Genomic DNA, 16,514 nt, shown 5'->3' with positions numbered 1-16,514 from the left:
TAAATTGAAGAAGTTTTAACAGACGCTCGTAGCGTGCGCAGCTCCTACGAGCGTCTTTGCTATAAAGCGGCTGATCCTTGAGACACTCCGAGGTTTTGCAAACGCTCGGAGGTCTTTTGAGCAGCAGCTAATGTTTGGAATTTGTAGTTTATAGTTGCTGTGATCCAACCACTCCAACCCCTCCTTGTCTAAGGCGGGGAGCCTTTTTGCTACTACTATAGTTGGAGATATAGTTTTATAGTTGCTGATTCGACACCCCTGTAGTCCCCTCAAGGGGACAATCCTGCTATTGCTATTGCTGAAGCTATAGGTTTATAGTTACAGACCAAGATCGGACAGGTCTTGACCTGTCCTTACGAAAATATTATCACGATCAATCTCGAAGCGAGCAAGTTCAAAGTATAGAATAGAGGTTGCTATGAGAAAGATATCAGTCTTTGGGTTGAGCGCCTTTGATTTGTTGCGGTGCCTGAAGGGCAATCCGACGTAGGAGGATAGCAAGAAAGCAACCGCGCGATGCCCAAAGAGGGGGCCTCCCGGCCGTGAGGGCACCATAGCTATAGATGAAACGGTAGGTGGATAGAGCTCCCAGGATTAAAGATAGCTATGAAAGGATAGCTATCTTTAAATATTACTCATAACCCTCATTTTCCTGCAACTCTAAAAATCCCTATATTGCCGCACCTTAAAACACTAACTTCATGAACAAAATCTATACTTCACGCATCAGCTATACTTTGCTATGCCTGATGCTGTGCTTATTATTTCAACCAGCATTTGCCCAGAAAGCGACTACGGCTGCAACTATAACCAAACTCGATGCTTATTATCAGAAAGCCCTGAAAGACTGGGATGTGCCGGGTATGGCCATTGCCATTGTTAAAAACGACTCTGTAATATTTGCAAAAGGTTACGGTGTACTTAATAACAAAACAGGCGGACAAGTAGATGCAAATACATTATTTGGAATTGCCTCTAACTCTAAAGCTTATACTTCGGCGGCACTGGCTACGTTGGTTGATGCCGGTAAAATAAAATGGACAGATAAGGTAAACAAGTACCTACCTTACTTAAAGATGTACTCTCCTTATGTTACCGAAAATCTGACTATCGAAGACCTGCTGAGCCACCGTGTAGGCCTGAAAACATTTAGCGGCGATTTGCTTTGGTATAACACTACTTATAGCCGCGAAGATATCATCCGGAGAATGCAGTATTTGGAGCCTGAATATGGTTTCCGGGATGGTTATGGTTACTCTAACCTGATGTTTATTACAGCCGGAGAAGTGATCGAGAAGGTGTCTGGAAAAACATGGGAGAACTACATTAAAGAAACATTCTTCCAGCCGCTGGGCATGAACCGCTCTTATACTTCCGTAAACGATCTGAAAGGGGTGCAGAATGTAGCATCGCCACATGGGTTTGATAAAGATGAGAAGCCTGTTGCCACCACACTTACTGCCTGGGATAACTGGAACCCAGCTGCTGGTATATTTACCAGTGTTACGCAGCAGGCCCAATGGATGCGTTTACACCTGAACCGCGGCACCTACAAAGGGAAAAAGATCTTCAGCGAAAATGCCAGCCGCCATATGTGGCAGGCACACAACCCTATGCCTGTATCAAAAGGTGCTGAAGAGTATATGCCGTCCACACACTTTACTGCAGCCGGCTTAGGTTGGTTCGTAAGCGATTACGAAGGACGCAAACAAGTATACCATGGTGGTGGCCACGAAGGCATGAACAGCCGCACCGTACTGGTACCGGAAGAGAACCTGGGCATTGTTATTCTAACCAACAGCATGAGCAGCATTATGTCGCCGCTGGCAAACTATACCTTAGACCAGTTTTTTGGTGTGCAGAATGGCAAAGACTGGAGCCAGGTTTCGTTGGACATGATGGCAAAAGCTAAAAAACAACAAGCCGAAGCACAGGCAAAAGCCCCGAAAGAGAAGAAGCGTAAAACAAAGGCTACAATGGACCTGACGGCTTATACCGGCACTTACTACAGTGAGCTTTATGGCAACGCTACTGTTACTTTAAAAGATGGGAAACTGGATCTTCAGCTGGCTCCGGCACCTGCTCTGAGCGGTACCCTTAACCATTGGCAGCACGACATCTTCGACCTGGACTGGAAAAACGATTTTGCGCTGCTAACCCCAACCCGGGTAAGGTTTTTAATTGGTGAGGACGGCACTATAAGCCAGATGCGCCTGGATGCAAACAATCCAGACTTCCACTTTGATGAACTGAAATTTGTAAGAGTAAAATAACCCGAACTTACATACTTATAAAACATAGAAGCCGCATCTAAAGGTGCGGCTTCTATGTTTCCATACGGAACAATTAACTTAAGATACCAGCATTGCAACTACTCCAACAACTGCGAAGTATCCTGCAATAATCCAGTAAGCTAACTCATCATCATTGTGGTAAACATTTTTCATAATTAGGATAAGCTTAATTTGTTGAACAACTAATTTATCCCTTTGGCTTTCTGTATATTAATGGCTACGAGCCTTGTTATCAATTTGTTAACACAAGATAAAAGAACACAAAAAGTAACAAAATATAATTATTTTAGTACAATTTCATTGAAGGTTTTTTACGCATAATCCTTACCAATTCTCTATCCTTTCAAAGGTAATTTAAATTATACTTCTACCTATAAACAAAAAGCCGCTGCAACTACTGCAGCGGCTTTTTATATATAAAATCAGATATTTATTAAACCAGCTTTTTATAACGGATTCGCTTCGGCTCAATATCACCCATACGCTTCTTCTTGTTCTCTTCGTACTCGCTGTAGTTACCCTCAAACCAGTACACCTGCGAATCACCTTCAAAGGCCAAGATGTGTGTACAGATACGGTCCAGGAACCAACGATCGTGAGAGATAATAACGGCGCAACCTGCAAAGTTCTCCAGGGCATCTTCCAGCGCACGGATCGCGTTCACGTCCAGATCGTTGGTAGGCTCATCGAGTAATAGCAAGTTACCACCTTCTTTCAGCGTCATAGCCAGGTGCACACGGTTACGCTCACCACCCGATAACTTGTCTACTTTCTTTTCCTGATCGCCACCCGAGAAGTTGAACTTACTTACATAAGCACGGGAGTTAACCTGACGGCCGGCCATCATCATGTGCTCAGTTCCACCTGATATTACTTCAAACACAGATTTGTTCGGGTCCAGCTGCGCGTGCTCCTGGTCTACGTAAGAGATCTGCACAGTAGAACCAACTGTAAAATCACCTGCATCTGGTTTTTCCTGGCCAGTTATAAGCTTAAACAAAGTAGTTTTACCGGCACCGTTCGGTCCAATGATACCAACTATACCACCTTGCGGAAGCGAAAAGCTAAGGTCTTCGAAAAGTAGCTTATCGCCAAAAGCTTTGCTTACATGATGTGCTTCCACTACCTGGGCACCCAAACGTGGGCCGTCCGGTATAAACAGTTCCAGCTTTTCTTCTTTCTGCTTGGCATCTTCGCCGGCTAACTTATCATACTGGCTGATACGGGCTTTAGACTTGGCATGACGGGCTTTCGGAGCCATACGTACCCACTCCAGCTCGCGCTGTAATGTTTTCTGGCGCTTGCTTTCTGTCTTCTCTTCTTTAGCCAGACGGCTAGCTTTCTGCTCCAGCCAGCTGCTATAGTTACCTTTCCACGGAATACCTTCGCCACGGTCCAGTTCCAGAATCCAGCCTGCCACGTTGTCCAGGAAGTAACGGTCGTGGGTTACGGCAATTACAGTTCCTTTATACTGCTGCAGGTGCTGCTCCAGCCAATCCACAGATTCGGCATCCAGGTGGTTGGTAGGCTCATCGAGTAACAATACATCCGGCTCTTGTAGTAGTAGGCGGCAAAGGGCAACGCGGCGCTTCTCACCACCCGACAGGTTCCCAATAATGGCATCTTCCGGTGGCGTTCTCAACGCATCCATGGCGCGCTCCAGGCGGTTATCAAGCTCCCAGGCGTTGTGGTGATCCAGTTTCTCCTGCACCACGCCCTGACGCTCGATGAGTTTATTCATCTCATCGTCGGTCATCTCTTCGGCGAACTTCATGTTGATCTCGTCGAACTCCTTCAGCAAAGCCACCACTTCAGCTACGCCTTCTTCCACTACCTGGCGCACCGTTTTGGTAGGGTCGAGCTGCGGCTCCTGCTCCAGGTAACCTACTGAGTATCCCGGGCTCCAGACTACTTCACCTTGTATCTGCTTATCTACACCTGCAATAATCTTCAGCAAGCTTGACTTACCAGAACCGTTAAGGCCCAGTACGCCAATTTTAGCGCCATAGAAAAAAGACAGGTAAATGTTTTTTAGTACTTGTTTCTGGGGAGGGTAAACTTTGCTTACCCCAGCCATCGAGAAAATGATCGTTTCGTTGCTCATGCTATCGTTCTGTCAGGTTATACTTTGGGAAAGTGGCAAAGCAGGGCTCTGCTAACTTTTTAGTTTATCAATTAATTACAAATATCGTAAATTTTCATGCATATACCCTTCAGAATATTGCTACGAAATCGTTAAACTTGTAAAATACTGTTTGGTTAAGTATACTTATACTTGCTTTGCAACAAGCTTTATCGGCAAACTTTGTGCGTATTTGTGTAGTATGGCTACATCAATAAAACGCCAAAGTTAAAGCTGCGTATGCTAAAGTTAGTTTTAAAAGTTGCGCTTACCCTATTTTTTTGACGCATAACCCGATCCAGTCAAAATGGAAAACAACGATCTATTGAAAGAAGCCCAGAAATACGGCTTTATTCAGGACCAGCAGGTGTGGTTACAACCCTTCATGAATTATTCTGCCCGACAGGTAGGTGATGTAAAAGAATCTGAAAATGAATCGCTTATTTACTTTGCGAAACGCTTTGAAATGTTTCGAGAGAAAGTGAATTCATTACTGGAGCGTATTGCGTCTTCTGAAAATAAAGGCTCTTTCCTGATGAAAGTGCTGCATATGAAGGAGCAGATAGGTAATTACGATGCCCTCGGCGACTTCGAAGCTATGTATCATATCCTGAGCAAAGCTGAGGAAGATATAAACGAAACTATAAAGCAAAATCGGGAGAAAAACCTGGCTATTAAAATAGGCCTGATTCAGGAAGCTGAAGCATTACAGGATAGCATTGAGTGGAAAGAAGCTTCTGACAAGCTGAAAGAACTACGTTCTACCTGGATTAAAACCGGCCCTGTAGATAAAGAACTGACCGAAGAAATAGAAGAACGCTTTAAGGCACCTATCGAGGCTTTTTTTGAGCGTAAAAAGAATTTCTTTGAGGATAAGAAGCGTATGCAGAACTATGCTTATGATAAGTATAGAGACTTGATCAGGCAATCGATAGCGTTACAAAATTCTGACGACTGGGAAAACACAACAGCTAAGCTGAAGCAACTACAAAACCAGTGGAAAGATATTGACAGCAGCCTGCCGCGCAAAGTTACCAGTAAGCTCTGGACAGATTTCCGTAGGGCACACAACCATTTCTTTGAGCGCCTGAAGGTTAAGATCAACAATGAAAAGAACGCTTCGCGCGACCAGTTTTATGAAACCAACTACGAGAAGAAAAAGCAGTTGGTGGATGAAGCCAATGGCCTGTTGCAGCAGCACAACCTGAACGATGCTGTAAGACGAGCCAAAGAGTTGCAGGCCGAGTGGAAAAAAGTAGGACCGGTAAGCCCGGCTGTATCAGATATAGTATGGGAGCAGTTTATAAAAGCCTGCGACAAAATATTTGAAACCAGCAGCCTGGAGCACTACATCCGTAAACGCCAGCAGGCAAATAACGAAAAGCTGAACGAAACGGAAGGTTTACATGCTCGGATCAATGCGTTAAAGGACTTTATAAAATCAGACAGAAACGAACTGGAAGTACTGGAGCAAAACTTGGACAAACTCAGCGACTCGCCAAGCAACGATACTTTCAGAAGCATGCTGCAGGGTAAGATCCGTAACTTTAAGCGTAAGATCAACACCAAACAGGAACTGATAGAAGGATTTAAAGAGCAACTGGGAGCCTATAGCAACAACGCTTAACCTGCTTCCGGATTTATACTTGAAAAGCCTGCCGCGTGCAGGCTTTTTTATTTTAACACTCTGCCAAAAAGGCCGTAGTACAGCTTTTGTTATAGATTTATGCGTATATCTAAAAAATTAACGCTTTGATATGAACATTTGCTTATCTTTTGCGTTGTGTTGTTAAAAACAAATAAAAAAGCAATTTTTTAAAGTATAAATTTTTGTTTTTATATTTATTTATACTTTTGCAAACCAATTTGAAAATAGCCAACAATTAGTTAAGGAGAACACATACTATGTACTGGACACTTGAATTAGCATCATACCTGGAGGACGCACCCTGGCCTGCAACTAAAGATGAGTTAATTGATTACTCTATCCGCTCAGGAGCACCTATGGAGGTAGTTGAAAACCTACAGGCCCTTGAGGATGACGGACAGCCTTACGAGAACATCGAAGAGATCTGGCCTGACTATCCTACCAAGGAAGACTTCATGTTCAACGAAGACGAGTACTAACATTAATTACGAATTAAGAATTAGGAACTATGAATGGCCTACACAGCCACTTATAATTTATAACTCATAATTTATAATTCATAATTAAGCAAAGCTTGATCATTGAAGTAAAAAATTTGGTTGCGGGTTATGAGTCACGTACTCTGATCCGCAACCTTTCTTTTTCTATACCTGCCCCATCGTTTGTAGCCATTATTGGTCATAACGGCGCAGGTAAAACTACTTTTTTTAAAACTTTTCAGCAGAAGGTAGCTTACCAGGGCCAACTACTGGTGCAGGGCCACGACCTGAAAACGTTACCACACGCTACCCAGAAAGGGGTACTCTCCTATCTGCCGCAACGCAATACCGTTTCTTTCTCCATTAAAGTACTGGATTTAGTTGTGATGGGTATGTTCCGGAAGAAGCGGTTCTTTGAGCATTATAGCTCCCAGGATTACGACATAGCTGCAAACGTACTGGCACAACTGCAATTAACACACCTTCAGGATCACGATTTCACAACTTTATCAGGAGGTGAGCAGCAACTGGTCTGGCTGGCGCAGCTAATATTGCAGGATGCAGGTATAAACCTGCTGGATGAGCCTACCCAGCAGCTGGATGTGTACTATAAAAACAAGGTATTTCAGCTATTGCAAAGTTGGGTACAGGAAAGCAGCAAAACTGTACTGTGCATCACCCACGACCTCCATAACCTCATCCCGATGGAGGGTTATCTGCTTAACTTATCTAAACCGGAACCTATACTTGAGGTCATATCCAGAGAAACTGTACTGGAGAATCAGGCATTCCTTGAAGCAGGCAGGCCAGTAATACTATAGTTGCTCCTTTGCAAACGCTTCGGCAAGTATAAGGTCTTCAGGTGTTGTGATTTTTATGTTCCTGTAATTACCCTCTACTAAGGTTATCTTCTCTCCTATACTTTCTACTACCGACGCATCATCGGTAAAGTAATCCTGTTCAGGTTGCTCGTAAGCTTTTTTAAGAATGGAAGCCTGAAATACCTGTGGCGTTTGTACCAGTTTATAGTTGGCACGTGGTACAGCTATACTACCTTCGGCTGTTAATTCACGAATCGAATCTTTGGGAGAGACAGCTACTACGGCGCTTCCTTTAACAGCTGCCATCTCAAAAGCGGCTTTTATAGTTGCAGTATCTACAAAAGGGCGAACACCGTCATGCACGGCTACTAACCCATCTCCCATTACGGCACCTAACCCATTCTTTACAGAACCAAAACGCGTAGTACCGCCTGGCACCGTCATATGAAAATGCTTGAAATTATACTTCTGGCACAGCTCTTTCCATGTAGTCAACTGTTCTTTCGGCAGCACCACGATCAGCCTTACCTGCGGGTTATAGTTGTAGAACTGCTCAATCGTATGCATCAGGATCGGTTTACCAGCCACAGGTATAAACTGCTTAGGTAAATCTTGCTGCATCCGGCTTCCGGAGCCGCCGGCAACTATAATTGCGTATTCAGGTAATTGTTGCGCCATACAGCAAAGTTAGAAAGATTTATAGTTTGGGAGATAAAGAGTTTGGGAAGGACGAGTTAGAGAAGTTAGAATTAGAAAGTTTTGTTGCAGGCAGGTTATTATTGGCATGCGGAAAGCGCATCCACATCATCAGAGTTTATAAGGTGCAGGTTTCGGGTTATCTTTTCTGCATCCCAGTTCCACCAGGCTATTCGCTGCAGTTTTGCTACAGTATCTTCCGGGAAACGCATTTTTACAACCTCTGCGGGATTGCCTGCTACAATGCTGTAAGGTGGTACATCTTTGGTTACAACAGCTTTAGTTGCTATTACTGCCCCATCTCCTATCTTCACACCCGGCATTATTACAGCTTTATACCCTACCCATACATCATTGCCAATCCTGGTGTCTCCTTTTGATGGGTATTTATCCTTCAGGTCCACACCTTCTGTAATTTTCTCCCAATCATTCCCGAAAATAGCAAAAGGATAGGTAGAAACCGGTTTTGTCTCGTGATTGCCACCGTTCATAATAAACGTTGCGCCCGAACCAATAGCACAGAATTTTCCGATAACCAGTTTGTCACCTATAAAATCGAAATGGTACAACACATTCTTCTCAAAATTGTGCGGATCTTCCAGGTCATCATAGTAAGTATAATCACCAACTATAATGTTAGGGCTTTGAATGATGTTTTTAAGAAAAACCAGTCTGTGGTGGTGCGGTAGTGGAAAGGTAGTATCTGGGTTAGGTCCGGCCATAGTCTTGTAGTTTGGGAGTTAAAGAGTTTGAAAGTATATGAGTTATAAAGTTAGAGATTTTGAGAATTCATTCAGAAATCCTGCTAATCTTATAATCCTGATCCAACAATTTAACCATTCAACAATTTAACAATCAGCAATTAATAACAAAAGCCCCAACCTGTATGGCTGGGGCTTCTATAATTTAACAAGTAGTTTATACTTTATACTTACAGGATCAGCATTACGTCGCCGTAGCTAAAGAAACGATATTTCTCTTTTACAGCTTCCTCGTACGCTTTCATTACCAGGTCATATCCACCAAAAGCAGCTGTCATCATCAGCAGCGTAGATTCCGGCATATGGAAGTTAGTTACCAGTGCATTCGCAATCTTGAAATCGTATGGAGGGAAAATGAAACGGTCAGTCCAGCCTTCGTTTGGCTTCAGGCGGTTGTTCGCAGATACAGAAGATTCCAATGCACGCATCGTTGTTGTACCAATAGCACAAACTCTCTTCTTGTTATCCAATGCCTTGTTTACCATCTCAGCTGTTTCCTGAGGTACCATAAAGTTCTCAGAATCCATTTTGTGCTTGGTCAGGTCTTCCACATCTACAGGGCGGAATGTACCTAAACCAACGTGCAATGTAAGCGGAGCAACATCCACACCTTTAATCTCAAGGCGCTTCAGTACTTCTCTTGTAAAGTGCAGGCCGGCAGTTGGCGCAGCTACAGCACCTACGTTTTTGGCATACACTGTCTGGTAACGCTCACGATCTTCCGGCTCAGCTTCGCGCTTAATGTAGCGCGGCAGCGGCGTTTCACCTAAGTCGTTTATAGTTTTGTAAAATTCTTCGTCAGTACCATCAAACAAGAACTTAATGGTACGGCCACGGGAAGTAGTGTTGTCGATAACTTCGGCTACCAGGTCGCTTTCACCAAAGTATAACTTGTTACCCACACGGATCTTTCGGGCCGGATCAACCAGCACGTCCCACAGGTGAATATCCTTGTTCAGCTCACGAAGGAGGAAAACTTCTATCTTGGCACCAGTTTTCTCTTTGTTACCATAAAGGCGGGCCGGAAACACTTTGGTATCATTTACTACCATTACGTCGCCGTCATCGAAATACTCCAGGATATCCTTAAAGATGCGGTGCTCAATCTTGCCTGTGTCGCGGTGCAACACCATCATGCGCGATTCGTCGCGGTTTTCAGTTGGGTGTGTAGCCAGGAGTTCTTCCGGCAGATCGAACTTAAATTCAGATAATTTCATAGATCAAATATTACGGTATTTGGATTCCAAATGGTAAAAAGGCTTTGTTACTGTAACAGTATTGCGACCTTCAGGAGTTCGGAAAATTAACCCGGCAATAAACAAAAAAACGAGCCGCAAATTTACTTAGTTTGACCGAATTATTCTTACTTTTAAAAAAATTACTTCAACTGATATAAAAACTAAATGATATACCTGCGCCTGATAGTAGAAAGCTTTCGTTTTGCATGGCAGGCTTTACGCTCTAATATGCTGCGCACGTTGCTATCGTTGCTGGGTGTAACCATAGGTATTTTCGCAATTATATCAGTTTTTACGCTGGTAGACTCTCTGGAGCGAAACGTGCGCGACAGCATGAGTTTTATCGGCGATAAAGTGTTGTATGTGCAGAAGTGGCCCTGGAGCTTTGGAGGCAGCTATCCCTGGTGGAAATATTTTCAGCGACCAGAGCCAACCATGCGCGAGTTCAAGCAAATGGACCGTAACATGGTAAACGATGCCGGGGTCGCTATTTTTGCAGATAAAGGCGGCAGCACCTACAAGTACCGTAGCAATAGCTTCTCTGATGGAATACTGATGGGCGTGACCTATGAGTACAGCAAGGTTAGCGAGATTCCGATTGAAGAAGGCCGCTACTTTGTACCACAGGAGGTGGATGCATCGCGCAATGTAGTTGTAATAGGTAAAGAGATTGCTGAAGCGCTTTTCCCATACGGAGGGGCAATTGGCCAGGAGCTAAAGGTGGGTGGCCAGCGTTTCAGAATAATTGGAGTTGTTGAAAAACAGGGTGAGAACATGTTTGGGATGCCTAATTTTGACCAGATGGGCATTATTCCGTTTGGGGCATTCAGTAAGATGTATGATACCGGCCCGGATGGAGTAGGAACAACTATAGCTTTAAAAGGGCGCGAAGACGACGAAGGCCTGCAGGAACTGGAATACGAAGCACGGGGCATGATGAGAAACATTCGGGGCTTGCGCCCACAGGATGACGACAGCTTCGCCATAAACCGCCCTGAGATGGCTACACAGGCTGTAACAGGTTTTTTTGATGTGATTGGCCTTGCAGGTTGGGTAATTGGCGGCTTTGCTATTCTGGTTGGCGGGTTTGGTATAGCCAACATCATGTTTGTGTCAGTAAAAGAGCGGACCAACATTATCGGGATACAAAAATCTCTGGGCGCTAAAAACTATTTTATCCTTTTCCAGTTTCTGTTCGAGGCAGTGTTCCTCAGTGTGTTAGGTGGTGCCATTGGTATATTCCTGGTGTTCCTTATTACTATAATTCCTCAGGACATGATGAAGATTAGTTTATCTGTTGGCAACATTATACTTGGCCTTGGCGTATCCGCCGTGATTGGTATGCTCTCAGGTATAATTCCGGCTGTACTGGCATCTAATCTTGATCCGGTTATTGCAATCCGCTCTAAATAAAGTAATTTACACGCCGCCATTTTGCAGTGTTCACCTCACTGCCTGTATTTTGGCGGTTTAAATATTTTTGATGTTGAAAGGCGCAGGTTATAAAAGCGCCACAGGGTAAAGTTGCCCTGCAGATGTAGATGATTTAATTACTATGACAAAGCTTAGAAAGACAAGCAAGACGAAGTTACACGACGAGTCGCTAAACACTGGTAGCGGGCAAACCATTTTAAAGCCCGATGTAAACGATAACAAAGCAAAATCCATTACCGACCTGCGTGAGTCAGGCGAGGTATTGGCCCCACCTGCTTCTGAAGAAGATATCCGTATCCGTAAAGCGTTTGTAGACAAAGACTGGAACGAGATTAAAATTGCAGACTCGTGGCAGATATTTAAAGTAATGGCTGAGTTCGTGGATGGTTTCGAGAAACTGGCCAAGATCGGACCATGCGTTTCTATTTTCGGGTCGGCACGTACCAAGCCAGACAACAAATACTATATAATGGCCGAAGAAATTGCTGCCAAACTGGTACGCCATGGTTATGGCGTAATTACTGGTGGTGGCCCGGGCATTATGGAGGCTGGTAACAAAGGTGCTCACTCTGAGGGTGGTAAATCGGTAGGTCTGAACATTCAGTTGCCATTTGAGCAGTTCAATAACATCTACATAGACTCTGATAAGATCATCAACTTCGATTACTTCTTTGTTCGCAAAGTAATGTTTGTGAAGTATGCGCAGGGTTTTATAGTGATGCCTGGTGGCTTTGGTACACTAGATGAGCTATTTGAAGCGATCACGCTTATCCAGACAAAGAAAATCGGGGCTTTCCCTATTGTGTTGGTTGGCCGCTCTTACTGGGAAGGCTTAATGAAATGGGTAGAAGATGTGATGCTGCATGTTGAAAGCAATATCAGCGCTGAAGACCTTGACCTGGTACACATTGTAGACGATCCATCGGAAGCTGTGAAAGTGATCGACGACTTCTACAACAAATACCTGCTTTCTCCAAACTTCTAAGAGAGAAACAACTATACTTTATATTTATCAAGAGCCCGCTGCCAACACAGCGGGCTTTTTGTTTGTTTGCAGTCTGCAACAATAGCTATTATCCCCTGTATAGTTGCTGTCGTATACTTTCAGTATGAACTGGAGAAGTATACTAAGCCGCAGAGAGCGTAAGAAGCTGAAAAAAGACCTGAAAGTACAGGAAAAGCAGAACGTGGAAGTACGGGACCAGCTAGCCATGGAGCGCACTAAACTCGCCAACGAACGTACGCTACTTGCCTATAGCCGTACAGCCATGGCACTGGTGCTGGCTGGTTTATCTTTCATAAAGTTTTTTGAAGACCCGTTGTACAAAGGATTTGGAGCAATGTTTATACCTATAGGCTTAGTTATTGGCTTTGTGGGGTATCGCAGGTATTGTAAAAAGCAGGAAAGAATACAGCACCATACACGGGTGTATGCACCAACCAGCCCGGTACATGCCGAAGTAGCCGCCCAGGAAAAAGCAGAGCCAGATACCAACACACCTAATCCTATAGTTTAGCTTATAGTTATTAAATTATACCTGCCAAGCCATGATGCTACCCGATCCGGATAAAGAAACGATCAAAAAGCTAAAGAAAAAGCTGAAGATCCAAGAGAAAAAGAACACTGAGGTTCGGAACCAGATGGCTGTTCAGCGTACTATTTTTGCTAATGAACGAACATTAATGGCTTATCTTCGCACGGCTATCACTATTATTGCCGGTGGTATTGCGGCTGTTAAGTTCTCCGGTAACGTTTATATGGAAACTGCCGGGGTTGCGCTTATGTTTGTCGGAGTAATATTATCTGCCTATAGTTTCTACAGGTACTTTCAGAAACAGAAACTGATAAAAAGGCAGCGCGAAGATTTTACAGAGACCAGTCACCACCACGCCGCCATCCACGAAAAAGAAGCCTCCCGCTACGGCAACGTGGACTGAAGTATAAAGCAGGAAACTTAGCAAATGCTAAACCAATTGCCCTTCTTTTCTGTTAAGAAGGGTTGGAGTTTTACTGTCGTAAAGCGCTGGCAATTTTATACCTTTGCTATTTAAAATCAACGCATCCTGAATGGCTTTAGAACAAAAGCAAACTACAGATACCGGCGTAGCTTCAGCAGCCTTCTCGCATAACGGCGAAACGCAGCAAATTGAAGTATATGGCGCCCGCGAACACAATCTCAAAAACATTTCTATAACCCTGCCGCGCTACAAACTAGTGGTCTTCACAGGCATCAGTGGTTCGGGCAAATCGTCGTTAGCCTTCGATACTATTTATGCCGAAGGGCAGCGCCGCTACATGGAAACTTTCTCGGCCTACGCCCGCTCGTTTATGGGTGGCCTGGAGCGCCCTGATGTAGACAAGATCGAGGGTTTATCGCCGGTAATTTCCATTGAACAAAAAACTACCAGCCGCAACCCGCGCTCTACTGTTGGTACTATCACAGAGATCTACGACTTTATGCGTCTGTTATGGGCACGTACCGCAGAGGCCTTTAGTTATGTAACCGGCGAAAAAATGGTGCGCCAGAGCGACGACCAGATCGTAAATCATATTCTGGAAAACTTTGATGGCAAGCGTATAGTTGTGCTGGCACCGGTGGTAAAAGGCCGTAAGGGTCATTACCGCGAGCTTTTCCAGCAGATCCGCAAAATGGGCTTTATCCGTGCTCGCGTAGATGGTGAGATGCTGGAGATAGCGCCGAAGATGCAGGTAGACCGCTATAAAATTCACGATATCGAGATCGTAATCGATAAGATCGTAGTAAAGGAAGAAGATCGTTTCCGTTTGTCGAGCTCTATACAAAATGCGCTGACGCATGGCAAAGGTACGGTGCTTATACTTGATGCAGATGCCGACAAAACGCACTTCTTCTCGCGCCACCTCATGGACCCGGCCACTGGCATTGCCTACGACGATCCGGCTCCGAACTCCTTCTCGTTTAACTCCCCTTATGGTGCCTGCCCGGTTTGTAATGGCTTAGGAGAGATACAGGAAATTACAGAAGAATCAGTTATACCTGACAAAAGCTTAAGTATACGCCGTGGTGGCATTGCCCCACTTGGCGAGTACCGCGACATCTGGATTTTTAAGCAGATAGAAGCATTGTTCAAGCACTTTAAAGTGTCGGTATCTACACCGCTGAAGGATTTGCCTGAGGATGTAATGAAGGTATTGCTTTATGGTTTGGAAGAAGACTTGGAAGTGAATACCAAGAAAGGTAACTATGTAGTGGAGTTCGAAGGAATCATCAACTTCCTGAAAGGGCAAATGGAGTCTGATTCGGAAAGTATACGCTCGTGGGTAGAAGATTTTACCCAGACCAATACTTGCCCGGAGTGTAACGGCCACCGACTAAAGAAAGAATCGCTACACTTCAAGATCGATAACAAGAATATTGGTGAGCTTTCGGTATTAGATATAAACAAACTGGCTGCCTGGTTCGAGGGGCTTGAAGAACGCCTGAGCGAGCGCCAGAACGTAATTGCCCGCGAACTACTGAAAGAAATCCGCAAGCGTATCGGCTTTTTGCTGGATGTAGGCCTGGATTACCTGAGCCTGCATCGCCCTGTTAAAACATTATCTGGTGGCGAAAGTCAGCGAATCCGTTTGGCAACGCAGATTGGTACGCAGTTGGTGGGTGTTTTATACATTATGGATGAGCCAAGTATAGGCCTGCACCAGCGCGACAACGAACGCCTGATAAATGCCCTGAAAGACCTGCGTGACCTGGGTAACTCTATTATAGTTGTAGAGCACGACAAAGATATGATCCTGCAGGCAGATTACGTGGTGGATATTGGCCCCGGCGCAGGTATACACGGTGGGCAGGTGGTAACAGCTGGCACTCCGGAAGAAATGATGAACGCCGGCACGACAACCGCTGACTTCCTGAGTAACCGACGCGGCATCGCCGTGCCACGCACCAAGCGGCCAGGCAACGGCGAAACATTAAAGCTGATAGGAGCTACCGGCCATAACCTGAAAAACGTAACACTGGAGTTGCCACTAGGTAAAATGATCTGCGTAACGGGCGTATCGGGTTCAGGTAAATCATCTTTGATACACGACACGCTTTATCCTATACTCAATACCCACTTTTTCAGGGCTAAGCGCGAGCCGTTACCTTATAAAAAGATAGAAGGGCTGGATAAGATAGATAAGGTAATTGAAGTGGATCAGTCGCCGATTGGCCGTACGCCACGCTCTAACCCTGCTACTTATACCGGCGTGTTTACTGACATCAGAAGTTTATTTGCACAGCTGCCGGAAGCTAAGATCAGGGGTTATTCGCCGGGTCGATTCTCGTTTAACGTAAAGGGTGGCCGTTGCGAAGCTTGTGAAGGTGCAGGTATGCGAACCATAGAAATGAATTTCCTCCCGGATGTGTATGTGCCATGCGAAGTGTGTAAAGGAAAGCGCTATAACCGCGAGACCCTAGAAGTACGCTTTAAAGGCAAAAGTATAACCGACGTACTGGACATGACCGTAGAGCAGGCCGTGGATTTCTTCGAGAGCCAGCCGCGTATCCTGCGTAAAATTCAGACGTTGAATGAAGTTGGTTTAGGCTACATTACACTTGGTCAACAGGCTACCACACTATCAGGCGGTGAGGCGCAACGTGTAAAGCTGGCAACTGAGTTATCGAAAAAAGATACCGGACAGACACTTTATATCCTGGATGAACCGACAACCGGACTACACTTCCAGGACATCGAGCACTTATCAGAAGTACTGCATAAGCTGACCAACAAAGGCAACACGGTACTTATTATAGAGCACAACCTCGACCTGATTAAAATTGCGGATCATATCATTGATATTGGTCCGGAAGGTGGCGAAGGTGGCGGAACTATAGTTGCTGCCGGTACACCGGAAGAAGTAGCCAAAGTAAAGAAAGGCTATACTTCCCGCTTCCTGAAAGAGGAACTGGCAACCAGCCACTACCGCGAAGACGGGCAGGAATAAAGTATAACTAAAAGTATAAAACAAAGCCGCAGCTATACTTTATAGTTGCGGCTTT

Annotated in this window: 13 protein-coding genes; 9 read left to right on the top strand and 4 right to left on the bottom strand. The window is 44.8% G+C overall.

The window, feature by feature from the left end:
• Positions 1-701: 701 nt before the first annotated feature.
• Entirely contained in the window at positions 702-2,273 is a 1,572-nt protein-coding gene (locus MJ612_RS16540) for a serine hydrolase (RefSeq protein ID WP_187032082.1), read from the top strand.
• A gap of 454 nt (positions 2,274-2,727) precedes the next feature.
• On the opposite strand, the gene ettA is transcribed toward MJ612_RS16540, so the two are convergent.
• Entirely contained in the window at positions 2,728-4,398 is a 1,671-nt protein-coding gene (gene ettA, locus MJ612_RS16535) for an energy-dependent translational throttle protein EttA (protein WP_187032084.1), read from the bottom strand.
• Between the two features lie 325 nt (positions 4,399-4,723).
• Here ettA and MJ612_RS16530 point away from each other — a divergent pair, with 325 nt between their 5' ends.
• The 3 genes from MJ612_RS16530 to MJ612_RS16520 all read left to right on the top strand — a co-directional run bounded on the left by MJ612_RS16530 (position 4,724) and on the right by MJ612_RS16520 (position 7,364).
• Entirely contained in the window at positions 4,724-6,043 is a 1,320-nt protein-coding gene (locus tag MJ612_RS16530) for a DUF349 domain-containing protein (RefSeq protein ID WP_187032086.1), read from the top strand.
• A 278-nt stretch (positions 6,044-6,321) separates the two neighbouring features.
• Positions 6,322-6,543, top strand: a complete 222-nt coding sequence (locus MJ612_RS16525; RefSeq protein WP_007652164.1) for a DUF2795 domain-containing protein — start codon at positions 6,322-6,324, stop codon at positions 6,541-6,543.
• A gap of 95 nt (positions 6,544-6,638) precedes the next feature.
• Positions 6,639-7,364: an ABC transporter ATP-binding protein gene (locus MJ612_RS16520; RefSeq protein WP_187032088.1), complete on the top strand. Its 726-nt coding sequence runs from the start codon at positions 6,639-6,641 to the stop codon at positions 7,362-7,364.
• Here MJ612_RS16520 and MJ612_RS16515 read toward each other — a convergent pair.
• The 3 genes from MJ612_RS16515 to queA form a co-directional block, all read right to left on the bottom strand.
• A complete protein-coding gene (locus MJ612_RS16515; protein WP_187032090.1) occupies positions 7,359-8,042 on the bottom strand; it encodes a 2-C-methyl-D-erythritol 4-phosphate cytidylyltransferase in 684 nt (227 codons plus the stop codon). The genes MJ612_RS16520 and MJ612_RS16515 overlap by 6 nt on opposite strands.
• A gap of 98 nt (positions 8,043-8,140) precedes the next feature.
• Positions 8,141-8,782 carry a CatB-related O-acetyltransferase gene (locus tag MJ612_RS16510; RefSeq protein ID WP_187032092.1) on the bottom strand — a complete coding sequence of 214 codons (642 nt, stop codon included), beginning with the start codon at positions 8,780-8,782 and terminating at the stop codon, positions 8,141-8,143.
• A gap of 209 nt (positions 8,783-8,991) precedes the next feature.
• Positions 8,992-10,038 (bottom strand): tRNA preQ1(34) S-adenosylmethionine ribosyltransferase-isomerase QueA, encoded by a 1,047-nt coding sequence (gene queA, locus MJ612_RS16505; RefSeq protein ID WP_187032094.1) that lies wholly within the window; start codon positions 10,036-10,038, stop codon positions 8,992-8,994.
• Between the two features lie 186 nt (positions 10,039-10,224).
• Here queA and MJ612_RS16500 point away from each other — a divergent pair, with 186 nt between their 5' ends.
• From MJ612_RS16500 to uvrA, 5 genes are all read left to right on the top strand, one after another.
• Complete coding sequence (locus tag MJ612_RS16500) at positions 10,225-11,472, top strand: ABC transporter permease (RefSeq protein ID WP_187032096.1); 1,248 nt, start codon at positions 10,225-10,227, stop codon at positions 11,470-11,472.
• A 142-nt stretch (positions 11,473-11,614) separates the two neighbouring features.
• Positions 11,615-12,478 carry an LOG family protein gene (locus MJ612_RS16495; protein ID WP_250419219.1) on the top strand — a complete coding sequence of 288 codons (864 nt, stop codon included), beginning with the start codon at positions 11,615-11,617 and terminating at the stop codon, positions 12,476-12,478.
• 124 nt (positions 12,479-12,602) lie between these two features.
• The gene (locus MJ612_RS16490) at positions 12,603-13,010 is read left to right on the top strand and encodes a DUF202 domain-containing protein (RefSeq protein ID WP_187032098.1); all 408 of its coding nucleotides are present in this window, start codon (positions 12,603-12,605) and stop codon (positions 13,008-13,010) included.
• Between the two features lie 31 nt (positions 13,011-13,041).
• On the top strand, positions 13,042-13,431 hold the full coding sequence (locus MJ612_RS16485) for a YidH family protein (protein ID WP_250419218.1): 390 nt from the start codon (positions 13,042-13,044) through the stop codon (positions 13,429-13,431).
• A 130-nt stretch (positions 13,432-13,561) separates the two neighbouring features.
• The gene (gene uvrA, locus MJ612_RS16480; protein WP_187032100.1) at positions 13,562-16,459 is read left to right on the top strand and encodes an excinuclease ABC subunit UvrA; all 2,898 of its coding nucleotides are present in this window, start codon (positions 13,562-13,564) and stop codon (positions 16,457-16,459) included.
• Positions 16,460-16,514 lie beyond the last annotated feature (55 nt).

Source organism: Pontibacter deserti (assembly GCF_023630255.1).
Lineage (GTDB): Bacteria > Bacteroidota > Bacteroidia > Cytophagales > Hymenobacteraceae > Pontibacter > Pontibacter deserti.
The sequence above is the reverse complement of the archived record's forward strand: the minus strand, read 5'-3'. Positions and strand labels throughout refer to the sequence as shown.

Bases quoted from the DNA above. Each gene is read 5' to 3' on its own strand.
- MJ612_RS16510 (WP_187032092.1), bottom strand. From the start codon at position 8,782: ATGGCCGGACCTAACCCAGATACTACCTTTCCACTACCGCACCACCAC.
- MJ612_RS16530 (WP_187032086.1), top strand. From the start codon at position 4,724: ATGGAAAACAACGATCTATTGAAAGAAGCCCAGAAATACGGCTTTATT.
- uvrA (WP_187032100.1), top strand. From the start codon at position 13,562: ATGGCTTTAGAACAAAAGCAAACTACAGATACCGGCGTAGCTTCAGCA.
- MJ612_RS16515 (WP_187032090.1), bottom strand. From the start codon at position 8,042: ATGGCGCAACAATTACCTGAATACGCAATTATAGTTGCCGGCGGCTCC.
- MJ612_RS16485 (WP_250419218.1), top strand. From the start codon at position 13,042: ATGATGCTACCCGATCCGGATAAAGAAACGATCAAAAAGCTAAAGAAA.
- MJ612_RS16525 (WP_007652164.1), top strand. From the start codon at position 6,322: ATGTACTGGACACTTGAATTAGCATCATACCTGGAGGACGCACCCTGG.
- MJ612_RS16490 (WP_187032098.1), top strand. From the start codon at position 12,603: ATGAACTGGAGAAGTATACTAAGCCGCAGAGAGCGTAAGAAGCTGAAA.
- ettA (WP_187032084.1), bottom strand. From the start codon at position 4,398: ATGAGCAACGAAACGATCATTTTCTCGATGGCTGGGGTAAGCAAAGTT.
- MJ612_RS16540 (WP_187032082.1), top strand. From the start codon at position 702: ATGAACAAAATCTATACTTCACGCATCAGCTATACTTTGCTATGCCTG.
- MJ612_RS16495 (WP_250419219.1), top strand. From the start codon at position 11,615: ATGACAAAGCTTAGAAAGACAAGCAAGACGAAGTTACACGACGAGTCG.
- queA (WP_187032094.1), bottom strand. From the start codon at position 10,038: ATGAAATTATCTGAATTTAAGTTCGATCTGCCGGAAGAACTCCTGGCT.
- MJ612_RS16500 (WP_187032096.1), top strand. From the start codon at position 10,225: ATGATATACCTGCGCCTGATAGTAGAAAGCTTTCGTTTTGCATGGCAG.